Source organism: Francisella hispaniensis FSC454 (assembly GCF_001885235.1).
GTDB classification, from domain to species: Bacteria; Pseudomonadota; Gammaproteobacteria; order Francisellales; family Francisellaceae; genus Francisella; species Francisella hispaniensis.
On sequence record NZ_CP018093.1, the window covers coordinates 119007 to 136642 of the forward strand.

Sequence of the window (17636 nt, forward strand, 5' to 3'; positions counted from 1 at the left end):
ATTGAGTGATTTATATTCTTGAAAATCACTTATGCCTTTTGAAGCAATACCAATAATTTTCTTTTCATGCTCAGATAATAATAATAGAGATTTTGAAGCACGACTTCCAATAAAATAATTCCAAATTTGAGCATAGATAACTTCAGCAATTGCATTTTCAACTTCATTATTATTGAGAGATTTAACAAAATAATTTATTTTTTCATTCTTTTTATCTTTATAGCGAGTCACTACATGTGCAGAAGCTGTAGAATTTCCTATTTTGGAAATATTTTGAACAGGTAAGAAAACATCAAAAACAGGATTATTTGTAATAGGTAAATTGTTTTCTATGGGAGCTAAATTCTTGGTTTGTTGGAAAACATTGTTAACATAAGTCCACAAAGAGCTTGGATGCTTATTTCCTCCCCTTAATAATGAAGCATCAGCTTTTATTTCTACTTTACTAATTGTTTTTTCATGTTGTAATTTGAGTTTTAAAAGAACCTTTTCTAGTTCTTCAGATTTCTCTAAATAATGTTTGATTAATTGATTCATTATTGTTAATGTAGGACAGTACAAGATATAATCTTTTAATAGCTTTGCTCTTTGAATACCGGTGTTGCTATGTCGATGATGTATATTTAAAAAGTGGCTTTTATGTGGGTGGTTAATATAGATATCAATTGATTGCAGAAAATCTTTGCGTATTATTTCAAAATTTTTCATAAACGACCACCCGTTAAGACTTTAGGATCAGTACATAGTATCAATAAATAATTTTCTCTACAAGCTAGTGTTATAGCGTCTTATAAAACACACCTTATATCAATTTTTCGATTAGATAGAATATATTACGGTAATTTAGCATAAACTGGATATATAAAATTATGATAGAATTCAACTTGTATGAAGTATACTTGAATGTAAAAATAAGAGCTTATACAACGAAAGTTTTGCTTAATAAACCTTATTCAATAATGAAATATATATTTATATCTTTTGCTATTAAGTTCTAAAACAGAAGATTATCTAACTCAGATAAATGTGCTAGTTAATGTTAAAAAATCTTTGATAACATACTTTTTTTGAAATCTGTATTATTTAAATATAAAACGATGCTTTAATAAATCTTCCAAGCTTAGTTATATCTTTTGTTTACAAGCCTTTTTAAGAAAATTTTTTACTTTTCAACTAAAATTTATTTTGCTATGCTGCTTATAGCTTATAGCTTATAGCTTATAGCTTATAGCTTATAGCTTTAATTAATATTGAGGAAATATAAAAATGACTGCCAGAAAGAAGCTATTAATAGGAACCGCGATTATATCCAGTGCAGCTATCTTAGGAAGTTATAGCAAGAGTGAAACCGATACTGAGTTACGCATAGTAGATCAATGTAATACTGCCAATGATCTATGTAAGTTTGAGCTAACTAATGCTGTAGTATCGCGTTATACTAACTTATTAGGTAAAACTATAGAAAGAGTAGAAAGCCAACTTCCACTACAAGATATCCAAGGGACGATTACATGGAATCCGCCAGCTGGAGCTACACCAGCGAATAATGCAGATGTAGTGACACAGCTTGGTTCAGGTTGTCAGAATGATAGTTGTATTGTAAATGCTAACCCAACTGCTTATAATCTAGCAGCAGGGAGTAACGCTATCAGTGTATCAGGTAATGTTACTGTCAATGGTAAGACAGTTGATTTAGCTACAGCTGTACCACCTGTAACTGTTGATACCATTCAAGTTTCTCATGTGTTTCAATGGGCAGCGAGTCCAACTCTCCCTACCCGTCAAACAATTCAAGACGTAGTGGATGCGCTCAACGAGCACCAGGCTGAGGCTCATGGGGTATTTTCTGTCGAGGGTAATAGCTGGAAGATAACATGTAATCCTGGATATCAGTGGCTTAATGATCAGGATCCCGCGTGGGGGGGAGTCCAGAGAAACTGGTGGACTTAGTAGAATTTCCTCCATGGTGCGTTGGGGCGGAACATCTTGGAGAGCTGGGTCGATATCCTCAAATGTCACGCGGAATAATTATTCAAACTTGAGAGTATTTACCGCAGGTTGTTGGCCAGTTTCATGACATCATTAATTTCCTTTATTCTGTAAAGAATATAGCTATAAAACCCGCAAATAATACGTAATATTCTCTTAATCATAGGTAATTCTAGTTGGTATAGTTAGAAATAAATATAACTAGAAAGTTTTTTCTAAAATAGAGTTTTTTATCAGGATGTTTTATTTAAATTAAAATACTTCTTCATGACAAGTAAAGAAATCAGATCTTCTCTTTGTTTGTTTTTGAATTGATTGATATATTCGTTTGCATTTTTAATTATTTTCAGAGCTTTTTCTGGATGGTTATTATAATAGTCGATTTTTTCTTGAAGGTCTGAGTAGTCTTCTTTTAAAAGTACATAGTGATGATTTGGTATTAGGGCACCTTCCATAAACCAAGTTTCATATTTTGGTTTAGTCATAAAACAAAGTGAATTTGAGTTCATAATCCATTTGAGATTAGTAGCTACATCGTAGCCCTCTATACTAATAATATATTTGTATTTAAGCTGGTCTTGTATGCTCAAAAAGCCTTTGTTATATGGTTGACCAATTGATTCTTTGCGTGTGTCACCAAAATTTGTATTAGGCAAGTCATAATAATTTCTTATAAAATATTGTCGAGCAGGTTGATGACAAGCTCCTCTGAATACTGCCATATTAAGTTTATCTTCAAATTTTTGATTGTCTTCAAAAAGGCTAAAGTGTCTTAGCTTATCAAGCTTTAGAATAATAGAGTTTTGATTATCATCGGCTATTGGCCTACTTTTTACAAAAGTTGGTTGTTGGGGTATTTTAGTAAGATCATAAAAAGCTGTAGCAAAACTATCGGTTTTGCTAAAGTATACTAAAAATTCTTTAAAATCATAGAAGTATGCTGAGTTAATAGACTTTCTGACAAAACTGTGGTCAATAATGTCAAATACTGGGAGATTTCTTTTAAAGGTTTTCCAGTTAAAACTATTTTCTAGTGAAAAGGGTTTAGATAGCTTGTTATAGTAACTAACTCTATAATTGACATATTCTTTGTCAAATTTTGCGATGTTTTTTAGCTTATGCTCCAAACTTAACTCAAAAAGCTTTTTAGGTATAATAGCTCTGCTAATATTTTTTATATAATATTTTAATTTTTTCATATTTTATGTACCTAATCTTTTCAAAATAAAATATATTCGTTTAGTGCGATGATTAAGCTTAGCGGCTTGCTAATATTATTTTATACATAGCAAGCCATAGATTTTAAGACTAAACTTTTACTTCATCTAGCAATTGAGTAGAATATCTATAATTAATAAGAATGATACAGAAAAATGCAAAAAAATTCTCTAGTAATATTTAAATCTAAACCAGCAAAGGTTATTAATATCTTAGATAAAAAAATTGAAATTGAGACTTTAGATGGTAAAAATATTAAGTTACCTGCAAAGAATGTTCAATTACTCATAGAATCAGAAAAGAATTTTGAACTTGAAAGTTTAAAAGAGCTAGAGATAGCTGAACTTGAAATTACATGGGAACTATTACAAGAGCAACAACAAACATCTGTTGAAGAACTAAGCGAGTTACTTTTTGAATCTGTGGGGGTAAATCAGGCTTATACAGTATGGCTTTTAGTTTCAGAAGGAGAGTATTTTAGCTTTAATGATGATTTTACTATCAACATCCACTCACAAGAACAAAAAAATGCAATAGTTAGAGAAAAACAAGAGAAGATTAAAAAAGAGCAAGAGCTTAATGATTTTATTGAACGTCTAAATAACAAAAGTTTCAATGAAGAGGATAGGAAATTTATTAAAGAAATAGAAGCTTTAGCGACACTTAAAAGTACGAAATGTCGTTTTTTCAAGTATTTAAACATGGAAGAGTCTGAGAATAGTGCTTATAAGTTACTCTTGGATATTGGTTATTGGGATGAGTTTTTTAATCCTTATTTACATCGATATGGTGCAGAGTTAGAACATAATTCTGTAGAGTTTAACTACAATTCCAAATCAGATAACCAGCGAGTAGATCTGACATATCTAAAGGCTTATGCTATAGATGATGAAGGTAGCAATGATCCTGATGATGCAATTAGTTGGGATACCCAAAAAAATAAAATGTGGGTGCATATTGCTGATCCTTCTTCTAGTATTAATTTTGGAGATGAAGTCGATCTTCAAGCTAGAGCACGAGGGTCTAATTTATATGTGCCTGAAAAGATAGTTATGATGTTACCTCCTCAAGCAACAGCAAAATTAGGCTTAGGCTTACAGGAGATATCTCCTGCTGTATCTGTAGGATTTAGGCTTGATGATAAAGGTGATATCAGCGATATTGAAATATGCTTTAGTAATATAAAAGTTACGCGATATTCTTATGAATTTGTTGAAGAAAATATCGACGCTCTAGAGCTTGGTGATATAGTAAATTATGCAAAATATTTCACTGATAAGCGTTTATCTAAAGGTGCAGTTGAGCTTGATTTCCCAGAGATAAAGATATCATTAGATGATAATAAGAATGTTAAGCTGACTGATTTACCACGTTTAAATTCAAGAACACTTGTGCGAGATACAATGCTAATGGCAGGTGTTGCAGTAGCACAGTTTTGTATTGAAAATAATATTAGTGTACCTTTTTCGACACAGCCAGAGCATGACATCGAGCAAGATGGTTTAGAGAATCAAGATTCAATAGCTGAAATGTTTGCAATACGTAAGAAACTCCAAAGAGGTAAATATTCTACGCAACATAGTATTCATGCGGGGATGGGATTAGAAGTCTATGTACAGGTAACAAGCCCACTAAGAAGATATCTTGATTTAATTGTGCATTATCAGTTACGCAATTTTTTGCAGCATAAAGAGATGATAAGTACCCAAGAGATTGATAATATAATTGCTCAAGTAGATATTCCTATAAAATCAAATAGACAAACTGAGCGTTTCTCAAATTCACACTGGAAGTTGGTTTATCTAATGCAAAATCCTAATCTAGAGTTTCAAGCAACAGTTATTGAGAAATTAGAGAAAGGTAGATTAATGGTTTCTATCGCAGATTTAGCGATGACAAAGAAACTTTCTGTAAGTGGTAAATATGATTTAAATGATCAAATAAAATTACAAAATACCTCTGTAAACCTTGTCACACAAGAGGCTTTCTTTAGAGTTATAGAAGAAAACTAACTATATCCTAACAATAAATCAACAGTCTTATCCACAGGGTGTGAAAAATACTTATAAATAAGATATTGAGTACTATTTAGATCTTCAAGATATTGAAAATAAAGCCTTTGAGATGGGTGATTAAAATTTGCCATACTAATAAATTAACATTTTTCACAAAAATCTCATATAGATATAAACAAACTTATCCACAGAGGATGTTGATAATATTTTTCTAAAGCTTGAATTACCTAGTGTGCAATACTTTGAGATAGGTTTAGTTTTTTAGATATTAATAAATTTCTTAAATTAATGTATCATTCTACCTAATATTAGAAGATTTAGAAATTTTATGAATTACGAGCTTATTGAGCCAGCAAAGCAGGCTAAGTTTTGTGTTATTTGGCTGCATGGCCTTGGTGCTGATGGTCATGATTTTATAGATATTGTTAACTATCTTGATGTTTCTTTGGATGAAATCAGATTTATTTTTCCTCATGCAGATGTCATGTCTGTGACTATAAATATGGGGATGCAAATGCGTGCATGGTATGATATTAAGTCACTTGATGCAAATAGTTTAAATAGAATAGTTGATGTTGAAGGTATATATAGCTCAATAGCAAAACTCAATAAATTGATAGATAGTCAGATCAGTCAAGGTATTGCTAGTGAAAATATTATCTTAGCAGGATTTTCTCAAGGTGGAGTGATTGCAACTTATACAGCTATTACTTCTGAAAGAAAATTAGGTGGTATTATGGCTTTATCGACATATTTACCAGCATGGGATGACTTTAGAGAGAAAATTACCTCTATAAATAAAGGTTTGCCTATATTAGTGTGTCATGGAACTGATGATCAAGTATTGCCTGAAATTCTTGGCCATGATTTATCAGATAAACTAAAAGCTAGCGGTTTTGCTAATGAATATAAACATTACGTAGGTATGCAGCACTCTGTATGTATAGAAGAAATAAAAGATATCTCAAACTTTATCGCAAAGACATTTAAAATATGAAACAAATAACTATCGCTAGTAGAGAAAGCAAGTTAGCATTATGGCAGACAAATTTTGTTAAAAAATATATTCAAAAAGAGCTAAATATTCCTTGTGAAATAACTACTATGAAAACACAGGGTGATATTATTTTGGATAAGCCGCTAAACAAAGTTGGTGGTAAAGCATTATTTATGAAAGAGCTAGAAATAGCTATGCAGAATGGCAAAGCAAATATTGCCGTACACTCTCTAAAAGATGTTCCATATCAATTACCACAAGGTTTTTGTTTAGCAAGTTTTATGCCGAGAGAGGATCCTCGAGATGCTTTTGTATCAAATAAATATAGCTCTATAGATGATTTACCTAAAGGAGCTATTGTTGGTACCTCTAGTCTACGTCGAAAGGCTCAACTTCTGCACTATAGAGATGATCTTGTGATTAAAGACCTAAGAGGAAATGTCCAAACAAGGTTATCGAAGCTTGATAATGGTGATTATGATGCGATTATTTTAGCTAGTGCGGGACTTATTCGTTTAGAGCTTAATGAAAGAATAACTCAGTTTATCCCAGTAGAAATATCTCTGCCAGCAGTAGGTCAAGGTATAGTAGTTATAGAGGCTTTAGATAGAGATGTTGAGCTTTTAGAAAAATTACAAAAATTAAATTGTAGTACGAGTTTTCGTATGGCAACAGCTGAGAGAGCTTTTAATCAAGAATTAAAAGGCGGCTGCCATGTAGCAATAGGAGCTTATGCAGAATTAAATAATAATCAAATAACTCTGACAGCAATGGTTGCAAGTAGTGATGGTAAGAAAATTCTCAAACGAAAGATGATTGGGGATGATCCTACTAAGCTTGGTAAATTATTAGCTCGAGAAATGATAGAGCTAGGAGCATATAAAATATTGGAGAGTTAAATGGGACTTTTATTATTGTTGGTAGGTGTTGGTGGTGGTGTTGGTGCAATGGCAAGGTTTGGATTGACTCAAGCAACCGCAGGTATTTCTAAGCAAATTCCTTTAGGGATTTTATTATGTAATGTTATTGGCTCACTAATTATTGGTATGATGGCTGCATTCTTGATAGAAACTAAGCTTTTTAATGAAGATGTTTCGACGTATGTCAGATCTCTTTTAGTTACAGGATTTTTGGGAGGCTTTACTACTTTTTCTAGTTTTAGTTTGGATATTCTAAACTTATTACAACGAGGAGAGATTTTCATAGCTATAGGATATATTATTGTTAGCGTCTTAGCATCATTAATAGCAGTTATATTAGGGTTTTATATAATTATGGGAGTTTATAAGTGAGAAGAAAAATAATAGCGCTATTTTTATTCTGTTTGCTTATAGCAAGTTGTATGCCTTTTTTAGGAGGTAATATGATTGTTAGAGATAATCGCTTTGAGACTGATGGTGGACAACATATTCTCCAGATGCAACAAGGTATAACTGTTAAACAATTATATGATGCAATAAGAAAGGCTGTAAAAGCTAATCCTGGTGAGTTTGATATAAAGGCTGATGATTATAGTAATCAAAAAGCTACATTATGGACATTTTCAAACAAATATAATCAACCAGTTACTTTCGAAGCGGCACAAAGAGCCGGTCAAGTTTATTTAGGTATAAGTATAGGTGAAGAGGGGCAGGCAAGAGTGAATAACGAGGTTATTTATTATCTACAAGATTTAGTTTTGAATAATTTATAATAGCCTTTGCTTTAGAACCTGCTATTATATCTATCAGAAATTTTTATATCATATATAAATAATACTAGTTTAAATTTTCATAAGTTTAATATTAAAATTATAAAAAATAATAAAGCTAAACTCGGATCACTTAGGGAAGTTATGCGGAAATACTCACCGATTATTTTGTCACTGTTGTTAATATCATGTTCAAGTAATCCTGAAATCACAAGAATAGGTCCTGGAGTTATTAAGTCTGAACAGCAACTGATTAGTCCAGAACAACTAAAAAAAGATGAAACCAAAAAAGATGTTCTAGCTGGAGCAGGTGTAGGAGCTGGTTCAGGAGCAGCAATTGGTGCTGGTAGCGGAGCTATGGCGGGAGCTATGATAGGTGGGATGCTTGGAATAATTGGAGGAGGTATTTGTACAATTCTCACTTTTGGGCTTGGTACAGTACCTTGTTTCGCTGGTGGTGTTGGTGGTGGTATGGCAGTAGGAGCAGGAGTAGGTGCTGGTACTGGAGCATTAATTGGAGCTGGTACTGGAGCTTTGGTTGGAGCTGGCGGTGGTTATATTTATGTATCAAATAAAGACGACATTATTGGTAAATATAAATATGAAGTTTTAGAAGATGGAAAAACATCACCAATAACTTTTGAACAATTTCCTGATAAAAATTATTCGGTAGGTGAAAAAGTTGATATATATACAAGTAAATATAAGGGAGAGAAAACTTATTTTATTAAAGCAATAGAACAAGTTTATAAAGAAGATTAGGATTCTTTTTCTACTTTAAAAGTCGTTCCACAGTAAGGACAACTATTAGTTTTTTTGTCTTTTAAGTCAATATATACCCTAGGGTGTAAATTCCAGTTTTCATGATATTTCGTTGGGCAAGAAACACGCTCGCCTGGACGAACTTTAATCACTTTTTGCTCTTTTTTCATCGTATTTTAAAATCTAGCAACTATTCAATAGCTAAATTTTAACAAAAATATTATCAAATTAGTAATACAAAAATAAATATAAATAACTTATACTAACAGCGTTGTTAAAAAAACAAAGAGATTTGACATATGAAAAGGTTGTATAGCACTAATATGTCAGCAAAGGTTTCTCGCACAAAGTGGGATATTTTAGCTTTATCAATTATACTTTTAATATTAAGTATCTTTGTATGGTCAACCTCTGACCTTGGTGGCTCTATTGATTATAAAAGTCAGGCGAGTGTTCTAAAATACTCAGATATTTCTTTAAGTCTTTGGCTCTTGCCTTACTATACAGCAGAAACGACGATTAGAATGTTTATAGGTTTGTTTATTTCACTACTTATAACATTTATATTTGGAACATGGGCAGCAAAAAATAAAAGAGCTGAAAGTATAATTATACCGCTTGTTGATATTCTACAGTCAATACCAGTTCTTGGTTTCTTTGCTATTACTGTAACCGGATTTTTGGTTATATTTCCAACCTCACTATGGGGAGCACAAGCTGCCGTAATTTTTGGAATCATAACAGCTCAAGCTTGGAATATGATTTTAAGCTTCTATCAGTCATTAAAGACAGTGCCAAAAGAGCTAAGAGAAGCTGCTGATATGTACCAACTTTCAGCTTGGCAGAAATTCTGGAAACTAGAAGTACCATTTGCTATGCCTGGTTTAGTTTGGAATACGATGATGTCAATGTCAGGAAGCTGGTTTATGATAGTAGCTTCTGAGACAATTATGGTTAATTTTAGTGCATCGCAGTCAATTCCGATAAATTTACCTGGTATTGGTTCTTTTATTGATGCTGCTAATAATGCGCAGAACTTTACAGCAGTTGGTGCGGCAATAGTTACTATGTTAGTTACAATAGTTCTATATGATCAACTTTTATTTAGACCATTAGTTGCCTGGTCTGAAAAGTTTGTTATTGGAGATAATCCATCAGAAACATATAGTAAATCATGGTTTTTAACTATTTTACAGAAAGCGTATGTTGTTAAAATTTTCACAAGATTTTGGACTAAATGTTCTAATAATATAGTAAATATCAATTTTTTTAAGAAAAAACTTGATAAAGCCTATAATCAAAAAGTTCATAAAAAAGCAGAAAAGCATGAAAGTACAATCAAGAGAATACTCTGGAATGTTATTATCATTTTGATGATATTAGCATTGCTATATTTTGTCTATCAGACAGTTTATGCCAAAGATAAAGATATAGGTATTGAAGAGACATTTAAAGTATTTGTATACGGGTTATTTACAGGCATCAGAGTTGCAGCACTTATATTGATAACTTCATTAATATGGGTTCCGATAGGAATATGGATTGGCTTAAGACCTAAGATAGCTCAAAAAGTTCAGCCTTATGCGCAAATGGCAGCGGCTTTCCCTGTGAACGTGCTATATGGTGTATTTGGAACACTAGTAGTAATGTTTAATCTTAATTTTGATATATGGTGTATCCTACTTATGGCACTTGGAACACAGTGGTATATTCTATTTAATGTTATCGCTGGGGCTTCAGCTATACCAGAAGAGTTAAAATTAGCTGCTGAAAATATGCAATTAAAGGGTATTATCAAGCTTAAGAAATTCCTTGTGCCTGCAGTGATGCCATATTACGTCACTGGAGCTATAACAGCGGCGGGAGGTTCATGGAACGCAAGTATTATTAGCGAATACATAAACTGGGGTAAAGACTCTGTAATTCAAGCCTCAGGAATAGGTGACTATATTACAAAGTATACTAATATGCCAGGAGATCATACTTCAAATGTTCTTTTAGGTGTGATAGTGATGTGTATCCTAGTAGTAGCCTCAAATAGGCTGTTTTGGCGCAGATTATATAACTATGCAGAAAATCGTTTTAGTATGAATATGTAAGGCATAGGAGATTTTATAATGACTAAGAAAATATTTACAGTAGAAAAAGTTAATAAAGAATTTAATATCAAAGGTGGCCATTCTCTTAAAGTTTTGGATAATATAAATTTTACTCTTTATGAAGGTGAAATTGTTGCTCTATTAGGTAAGTCCGGCTCAGGTAAGTCAACCTTATTAAGAATAATTGCAGGCCTTTTAAGTCCAACTAGTGGTGATGTACTCTATCGCGGTAAAAAAGTCTCTGCACCTGTACCAGATATTTCTATGGTTTTTCAGAGTTTTGCACTGATGCCATGGTTAACAGTTTTGCAAAATGTTGAGCTTGGGCTTGAAGCACGTAAGATAAGCTTAGAAGAACGTCGACAAAGAGCACTAAAGGCTATCGATATGGTTGGTTTAGATGGTTTTGAGAATGCTTATCCAAAAGAATTATCCGGTGGTATGAAACAGCGAGTTGGTTTTGCTAGAGCTCTTGTACTTGAGCCGGATGTTTTATTGATGGATGAGCCTTTTTCTGCACTTGATATTCTAACAGCTGAGAACTTAAGAGAGGACTTACTGGATCTATGGGAAAATAATGACGCTATGAAAGGTATTTTGTATGTGACCCATAGTATCGAAGAGGCAGTTTTAACAGCAGATAGAATAATTATATTTGGTAGTAACCCAGGATTTATCCGTGGTGAGCTAAAGATAAATATTCCACATCCAAGAAGCTCTCAGGATCCTGTAGTTGCTGATCTTGTTGATCAGGTTTATCGTATGATGACTACAGCTCAGACTAAAGAGCTTACAGAGCGTATGAACAAAAAGACTGCGATGACTATCGGCTATCGTCTACCGGATGTTGATATTTCTGAGATGAATGGTCTTTTAGATGAGATGGCAGAGATTAAGAATGTTGATGCGGTTGATTTACCACAGCTTGCTGATGATTTACATCTTGATATTAATGATTTATTCCCAATCATTGAGATTTTATCAATTTTAAGATTTGCTGAAGTTTCTGATGGCGATATCAAAATGACGGCAATCGGGCGTAAGTTTATTGATTCAAATATTGATGAGAGAAAATTTATCTTTGGACGCTTATTCTTGAAATACATACCATTAGCGCGTCATGTAGTTAAGATTCTTAGCGAAAGAGAAAGTCAGTCAGCTCCTAGAAGTAGGTTTTTAGCAGAGTTGGATGATTATTATCCAATGGATGTTGCTGAGCGAGTTTTTGACACATTTATTGACTGGGCTCGTTATGCTGAACTTATCTACTATGATGCAAATACCGGAGTAATATCTTTAGATGAAAATGCTGCGCAATATATCAAGAAAATGTAGTTAAAATATTTGCTGTTTAAATTTTTTTAAAAACAGTGTCGAGAATATAATAACTCTAAGGGTGAATAATCTCGAGGGATTGCTGTGAATTTTTTTATAAAAATTCTAACAGTTTTCCTGATGATTGCTTTTCTGTTTAGTATTGGACGCTCTGCTATTAAGCAAACAGATGAAGAACAGAATCTAAAAAAGGATATATCAGTCCTGCGACTTCAGATCTTTTCATTAAAAAAGCAAATAAATCAGGTTGAGGAATATCAAGATTCTAGAAATACTAGCTTATGTTCAGATTTTGCTATTTACAGTTCAAAAGTAACTAATACTTTGTCTTCTGTAAGTCCAATGAAAGTAGATGTTCGTTTAGGATCTAGATCTAATAATATTGCAAGAAGGATATCAAGTAATGATTCATTTGACCAGAACTTATTTATACATGGAAATAATCAAGGCGTCTTTTTTTCAAATGGTTCGATTGATGTTGGTAATGCCCCAGCTATAACAACTCAAGGACAGATAACCTATTTAGGTTCATATTCTGGTAATAATACTATACCGCTTGGGCAAATATCAAAGAATCTATATGCTTCTACAATAATTGGTCAAAGAAATAAGTTTCCTAATTACTCAATGTTTTTTGGAGGATACTTTGAAGAAGATGCTCAAACATGGTTCGGTAGTCAAATAGGTAGAATTGGTGGAGCTTCTGATTTCCCAGCGACTGGTCAAAATATATATATGACAACAGTGGACTTATATTTCCTAGCTAATGTAGGAAAATATATTACAGCGGTGTTTGATTTTCTTACTAATGATAATAGTGATTTTGGACTTAGGAATGGTTTTGTTATCTTAGGTAATTTAGATACATCACCTTTTTTTATTACCGTTGGGAAAAATAGAAGAATATCTGTAGGAACATATGGTGGTGGAGGACCATGGAGTAATGGACTTTCAGAGGATTTTCTGGCTCCCGGATCAGTTACGAATATATCATTAAATTATAAAACTAGTTCGATAAATGCCAATATAACAACCTTTGGTACACAAAATAATCATTTGGACTTTTCAGCTGCTATTTTTTATGCTAATAAGTTAACAACTAACCTTTCTTATGGTCTTAATTTTGGATACATATTTAACCTTGCAGGAGCTGATAATACGAGTATCTCCAAGTTTCTTGATGGTATAGGCAAGAGTAATGATAGTGTTGGTACAATAGATGTTGATGGAACACTAGCATATTCAATTTTAGGTGGGGTTTTACAGCTCCAAAGTGGTTGGGCGACGACGACAAATAAGGAAGATTTTAATAAGAATGGGACAAATGTAAATACTGGAGCGTGGTATTTTGGTTTAGCTTATGGAGTTAGATTATATGGTAGGAATACAAATTTTAACTTTAGTTATGCACAATCATACAATGCTGCAAATATACCAATGTCTTTATCAATTGCTTCACCAAATTTTGGACTTACTGATTCAGGAATAAAAAAACAAATAATCGTTTCGTCTCAGAGATCATATTTTGATAATAATGTGCTAATAGGACCAGAATACTCATACCAAAGTCTATATAATGGCGAAGATAGACTTATCGGTATATATATAGTTTACGTTTATCGTTATAACATTGATAAACAAGTCAATATCATATAATATTTAGAATTCTTACTACAGCGTTTTTATATTCAGGGTATTTATTTTGAATAATAGTATGGAGCTATTTGTACATTCTTCTAATTATATTTTACTAGCATCTGGCTTGATATTGTTTTTTGCTATTGTGTCTCAATTTTTATCTTGGAGATTAAGGCTACCATCGATACTTTTTTTAATTCTAAGTGGAATTATCTTAGGACCTTTATCAGAGGCAATATTTCAAGGTGGTTTCAAGCTTGTCGATGGTAATATCATATTTGGTGAAGCGTTGTCACCTTTTGTCTCAATCTGTGTTGCAATAATTCTCTTTGAAGGTAGCTTATCACTAAATTTTAGTAAGATAAAAAGTGTAAGTAGCGTTGTTATACTTCTAACTACTGTCGGCTTAGCAATCACTGTTGTGCTTACAGCATTGTTCTGTTATTACATTGTTGGTTTGAATCTAGAGTTATCTATGCTTATTGGTGGTATTACTTGTGTGAGTGGTCCAACTGTTGTACCTCCTTTGATGAGAACTATTAGACCTAAAAAGCATATTGCGAATATCCTAAAATGGGAATCTATACTTGTAGATCCTATAGGAGCATTAGTTGTTGTATTTATGCTAGCATGGTTTGTTATAGGGGGTAATTTCGCTAACCAACCTAACGCAATAAGTACATTTATAGCGTATATCGTGTTTGTATGTATTTTAGGAATAACATCGGGATTTATTTTTGGCTATTTAATTGGGTTAAGCTTTAGAAAACATTATATTCCTGAGTATCTAAAAAGCTTCTTTGTACTAGCAGTAATTGTGCTGGGTTTTATTATTTCTGATGCAATCATGCATGGTGCTGGACTGTTAATGGTAACAGTAGCAGGTCTGGTAATGGCAAATATGAAAGATATTAAAATGTCTGATATTGTCTCATTTAAAGAGAACCTAAGTATTGTGATTATTTCTGTTCTTTTTATTGTTCTAGGAGCAGAGATAGACTTTAGTTTATTTAAAGATTATTGGTTAGATCTAATTGAAGTTTTTTTATTTTTACAATTTATTTTACGACCGATAGTTGTTTTCTTATGTTGCTTAGGCTCTAAAACAACTTTTGCAGAAAGAGTCGTTATGGGGATTATTTATCCTCGAGGTATTGTGGCAGCCTCAGTAGCAGCCTTAGTAGCAGTTAAGATTATTAAATCACATCCTGAATTATACACTGAAGCGAATACTCTAGTATTCTTTGTCTTTATGATAATTGTTTTTACAGTTGTTTTCCAAAGTATCGTTACGCCATATATTTCAAAAGTGCTTGGGGTTACTGAACCCGAGGGTAAAGGCTTCTTGATAATAGGTGGTAATAGATTCGCACGCGAATTAGCAGAAATTTTTGTTAAGAATGATATCGAAGTTGTAATTACAGACTCTTCTTGGGGTAACGTGCAAAAATGCCGTCAATTGGGTTTAAATACTTATTATGGTAGCCCTGTTTCTATCCATGCTGATTGGAGTATTAATTTGGTTGGCATTGGCGCGATGCTTGGATTATCAACTAGTGAGTATGTAAATGCTGTATCAGCAATGAAATATAAATATGAATTTGGCTCAAGTAATGTCTATGTATTGCGTACAGCGCAAAAGGAGAGTTACAAAGGTATTGGTGCTATAGAAACAAATCTTGCTAATTTATTATTTGATGAAGGTGTTGATTTTAATATCTTGATAGAGATGCTTAATCAAGGAGCTAAAATCAGAAGTACAAATATTACTCCTAATTATACATTAGAGAAGTTTTTTAGTGATAATCCCAATGCTATTGGATTATTTATTATTGATGATAATAGTTATGCACAACCTTTTAGTAAGAATAAAAAGATTAAATTTGAAAGTTATAGTTTGATATCATTAAGAGATGATAAAAGTAAGGATCAGCTATGTCTAGATGTATAAGAGGCTTTAATGGTAGAGATCCTAAAGTAGCTGATTCAGCTTATGTTGATGAGTCAGCAGCAGTAATCGGTGATGTTATCTTAAAAGAAGATTCATCTATATGGCCACAGGTCAGTGTAAGAGGAGATCTCTTAACAATCACTATTGGTAAAGGCACTAACATACAAGATTGTAGCACACTTCATACTACTGAATACCCTAAAGATTCTGGTCAAGGCTTTGCCTTAACTATAGGAGACTATGTGACGGTGGGGCATGGCGTTATCTTACATGGCTGTGAGATAAAAAGTAACTGCCTAATAGGTATGGGTTCGATAGTTCTCGATGGAGCAGTAATTGAGCCTTGGGTTTTTTTAGGTGCAGGTAGTTTGGTACCGCCAGGAAAAACTCTTGAGTCAGGTTATATGTACTTAGGTTCACCAGTTAAAAAGATCAGACCAATAAGTGAGCATGAAAGACAAATTATTAAAGAAAATGCTGAACACTATGTCAAAGTTAAAAATAGATATAAAGCACAGATTTAGTTTAGTTATTGCTTTAATATTGATTATCTTGTTGTCATCTTGTGCAACAACTCAATCTAATATTACAGCTATTAGTACTAAGATGGTTTTTAATCAAGAAAATACTTACAATAAGTTACTTAACCTTAAAAAATGGCAAGCCAACGGTATTATTGGTATTATTTATGATAATCAGGCTGAATCCGCTAATTATACATACCTACAAGATGGTGATAATTTTAGTATCAAACTTTATGGACCACTAGGGATAGGTAGTGTTGAGATAAAAGGTGATACAAATAGTGTTTCGCTAGAGAATAGTAAAGGACAAAAGCTAACAGCAAAGGATACTAAAACCTTGATGCTTGAACAATTAGGTTGGTATGTTCCAGTAGACGGATTAAAGTATTGGATAAAAGCGATAGCAATACCAAGTATTAGGCAAACATCAGAATTAAATACGAATAATCTTTTAAATAAACTATCCCAAAATGGTTGGAATATTGTGTATAGTAATTATCAACTAGTTGATTCTACATATCCATTACCAACAAAGATTAGGATGTCTAGAGATAATCTAACTCTAAAAATTGTTATAAAATCATGGCAAATATAAAAGCTAAAAAATACTATAGTCATGCAAAGATAAATCTATTTTTGCATGTATTAAACAAACGCACAGATGGCTATCATAATTTACAGACTTGGTTTACCTTTTTGGACTTAAAAGATCAACTAACTTTTAGTTTTAATAATTCGGGAGAGATTAATATCTCGAGTAATATTAAGATTGCTGCAAAACAAGATAATTTGGTATACAAAGCTATCAAAAAATTTCAGCAAAGCTATAGCGTGCAAGACATAGGTGTTGATATTGAAATTAAAAAAAATATCCCGATGGGAGCAGGGCTTGGTGGTGGAAGCTCAAATGCCGCCACTACACTTATAGCTTTGCGTGATTATTATTTGCCGCAGTTATCAAATGAGGAGATGATTCCATTAGCAGCAAAACTTGGTGCCGATGTGCCAATATTTGTTTATGGTAAATCTGCATGGGCAGAAGGTATAGGTGAGATATTATGCCATAAGGATTTTGATCCGCAGTATGCACTATTGATTAAACCGGATATCCATATTAGTACAAAAGAGTTTTTTACAAGTGAGGATTTAATTAAGTCTACAGTTCTAATATCTAAAAATTTAGGCTTTGATAAGAGCATTATGCATAACAATTTTGAGAATGTTTTTTATGCAAAATATCCAGAATTTAGTCAATATCTAAAAGAGTTAGATAGTGATTTTAGAATGACGGGTACAGGTTCTTGTTTTTATTTACTTTCATCAGATAAAAATAAACTTGAGCAACTTGCAAGAAAAATTAATAAACCTCTTGACAAATGGCTAGTCAAAACATTAAACTATGTCTACTAACTTAATGT

Annotated in this window: 15 protein-coding genes and 1 pseudogene; 14 read left to right on the forward strand and 2 right to left on the reverse strand. The window is 32.6% G+C overall.

All coding sequences use genetic code 11. The annotated features are described in order from the left end of the window. The first annotated feature begins 1266 nt into the window (after positions 1 to 1266). A pseudogene (locus FSC454_RS00585) lies at positions 1267 to 2077 on the forward strand (DUF3281 family protein). Positions 2078 to 2222: 145 nt separating this feature from the next. On the opposite strand, the gene FSC454_RS00590 reads toward FSC454_RS00585, so the two are convergent. After that, complete coding sequence (locus FSC454_RS00590; RefSeq protein WP_066045068.1) at positions 2223 to 3188, reverse strand: glycosyl transferase family 90; 966 nt, start codon at positions 3186 to 3188, stop codon at positions 2223 to 2225. Between the two features lie 174 nt (positions 3189 to 3362). Here FSC454_RS00590 and FSC454_RS00595 point away from each other — a divergent pair, with 174 nt between their 5' ends. The 6 genes from FSC454_RS00595 (at position 3363) to FSC454_RS00620 (ending at position 8671) form a co-directional block, all read left to right on the forward strand. Then, positions 3363 to 5219: a ribonuclease catalytic domain-containing protein gene (locus tag FSC454_RS00595; RefSeq protein ID WP_066045066.1), complete on the forward strand. Its 1857-nt coding sequence runs from the start codon at positions 3363 to 3365 to the stop codon at positions 5217 to 5219. A 331-nt stretch (positions 5220 to 5550) separates the two neighbouring features. After that, positions 5551 to 6219 carry an alpha/beta hydrolase gene (locus tag FSC454_RS00600; protein WP_066045065.1) on the forward strand — a complete coding sequence of 223 codons (669 nt, stop codon included), beginning with the start codon at positions 5551 to 5553 and terminating at the stop codon, positions 6217 to 6219. Then, positions 6216 to 7118 carry a hydroxymethylbilane synthase gene (hemC, locus tag FSC454_RS00605; protein WP_066045062.1) on the forward strand — a complete coding sequence of 301 codons (903 nt, stop codon included), beginning with the start codon at positions 6216 to 6218 and terminating at the stop codon, positions 7116 to 7118. The genes FSC454_RS00600 and hemC overlap by 4 nt, the downstream gene beginning before the upstream one ends. Then, entirely contained in the window at positions 7119 to 7511 is a 393-nt protein-coding gene (gene crcB / locus FSC454_RS00610; protein WP_066045061.1) for a fluoride efflux transporter CrcB, read from the forward strand. Next, positions 7508 to 7912, forward strand: coding sequence for a hypothetical protein (locus tag FSC454_RS00615; RefSeq protein WP_066045060.1), 405 nt, complete (start codon positions 7508 to 7510; stop codon positions 7910 to 7912). The genes crcB and FSC454_RS00615 overlap by 4 nt, the downstream gene beginning before the upstream one ends. A gap of 141 nt (positions 7913 to 8053) precedes the next feature. Continuing rightward, positions 8054 to 8671: a hypothetical protein gene (locus FSC454_RS00620; RefSeq protein ID WP_156470848.1), complete on the forward strand. Its 618-nt coding sequence runs from the start codon at positions 8054 to 8056 to the stop codon at positions 8669 to 8671. Here the strand turns inward: FSC454_RS00620 and FSC454_RS00625 are convergent. Continuing rightward, on the reverse strand, positions 8668 to 8841 hold the full coding sequence (locus FSC454_RS00625) for a zinc-finger domain-containing protein (protein ID WP_003014123.1): 174 nt from the start codon (positions 8839 to 8841) through the stop codon (positions 8668 to 8670). The genes FSC454_RS00620 and FSC454_RS00625 overlap by 4 nt on opposite strands. Positions 8842 to 8970: 129 nt before the next feature. On the opposite strand from FSC454_RS00625, the gene FSC454_RS00630 reads away from it, so the two are divergent. The 7 genes from FSC454_RS00630 (at position 8971) to ispE (ending at position 17628) form a co-directional block, all read left to right on the forward strand. Next, on the forward strand, positions 8971 to 10770 hold the full coding sequence (locus FSC454_RS00630) for an ABC transporter permease (RefSeq protein ID WP_066045059.1): 1800 nt from the start codon (positions 8971 to 8973) through the stop codon (positions 10768 to 10770). A gap of 18 nt (positions 10771 to 10788) precedes the next feature. Beyond that, the gene (locus FSC454_RS00635) at positions 10789 to 12105 is read left to right on the forward strand and encodes an ABC transporter ATP-binding protein (RefSeq protein ID WP_014547463.1); all 1317 of its coding nucleotides are present in this window, start codon (positions 10789 to 10791) and stop codon (positions 12103 to 12105) included. A gap of 84 nt (positions 12106 to 12189) precedes the next feature. Beyond that, positions 12190 to 13761: a DUF3573 domain-containing protein gene (locus FSC454_RS00640; RefSeq protein WP_231865137.1), complete on the forward strand. Its 1572-nt coding sequence runs from the start codon at positions 12190 to 12192 to the stop codon at positions 13759 to 13761. A 46-nt stretch (positions 13762 to 13807) separates the two neighbouring features. Continuing rightward, entirely contained in the window at positions 13808 to 15694 is a 1887-nt protein-coding gene (locus tag FSC454_RS00645) for a cation:proton antiporter (RefSeq protein WP_066045057.1), read from the forward strand. Beyond that, positions 15679 to 16218, forward strand: a complete 540-nt coding sequence (locus FSC454_RS00650; protein ID WP_014547466.1) for a gamma carbonic anhydrase family protein — start codon at positions 15679 to 15681, stop codon at positions 16216 to 16218. The genes FSC454_RS00645 and FSC454_RS00650 overlap by 16 nt, the downstream gene beginning before the upstream one ends. Then, positions 16169 to 16813 (forward strand): lipoprotein insertase outer membrane protein LolB, encoded by a 645-nt coding sequence (gene lolB / locus FSC454_RS00655; protein WP_082810683.1) that lies wholly within the window; start codon positions 16169 to 16171, stop codon positions 16811 to 16813. Before FSC454_RS00650 ends, lolB begins: the two co-directional genes overlap by 50 nt. Continuing rightward, entirely contained in the window at positions 16801 to 17628 is an 828-nt protein-coding gene (ispE, locus tag FSC454_RS00660) for a 4-(cytidine 5'-diphospho)-2-C-methyl-D-erythritol kinase (RefSeq protein WP_066045053.1), read from the forward strand. Before lolB ends, ispE begins: the two co-directional genes overlap by 13 nt. Positions 17629 to 17636: the final 8 nt, after the last annotated feature.

Excerpts from the sequence above, each read along its gene's own strand:
- FSC454_RS00630 (WP_066045059.1), top strand. The coding sequence starts at position 8,971 with ATGAAAAGGTTGTATAGCACTAATATGTCAGCAAAGGTTTCTCGCACA.
- FSC454_RS00590 (WP_066045068.1), bottom strand. The coding sequence starts at position 3,188 with ATGAAAAAATTAAAATATTATATAAAAAATATTAGCAGAGCTATTATA.
- crcB (WP_066045061.1), top strand. The coding sequence starts at position 7,119 with ATGGGACTTTTATTATTGTTGGTAGGTGTTGGTGGTGGTGTTGGTGCA.
- FSC454_RS00625 (WP_003014123.1), bottom strand. The coding sequence starts at position 8,841 with ATGAAAAAAGAGCAAAAAGTGATTAAAGTTCGTCCAGGCGAGCGTGTT.
- FSC454_RS00600 (WP_066045065.1), top strand. The coding sequence starts at position 5,551 with ATGAATTACGAGCTTATTGAGCCAGCAAAGCAGGCTAAGTTTTGTGTT.
- hemC (WP_066045062.1), top strand. The coding sequence starts at position 6,216 with ATGAAACAAATAACTATCGCTAGTAGAGAAAGCAAGTTAGCATTATGG.
- lolB (WP_082810683.1), top strand. The coding sequence starts at position 16,169 with ATGCTGAACACTATGTCAAAGTTAAAAATAGATATAAAGCACAGATTT.
- FSC454_RS00620 (WP_156470848.1), top strand. The coding sequence starts at position 8,054 with ATGCGGAAATACTCACCGATTATTTTGTCACTGTTGTTAATATCATGT.
- FSC454_RS00595 (WP_066045066.1), top strand. The coding sequence starts at position 3,363 with ATGCAAAAAAATTCTCTAGTAATATTTAAATCTAAACCAGCAAAGGTT.
- FSC454_RS00650 (WP_014547466.1), top strand. The coding sequence starts at position 15,679 with ATGTCTAGATGTATAAGAGGCTTTAATGGTAGAGATCCTAAAGTAGCT.
- FSC454_RS00635 (WP_014547463.1), top strand. The coding sequence starts at position 10,789 with ATGACTAAGAAAATATTTACAGTAGAAAAAGTTAATAAAGAATTTAAT.
- ispE (WP_066045053.1), top strand. The coding sequence starts at position 16,801 with ATGGCAAATATAAAAGCTAAAAAATACTATAGTCATGCAAAGATAAAT.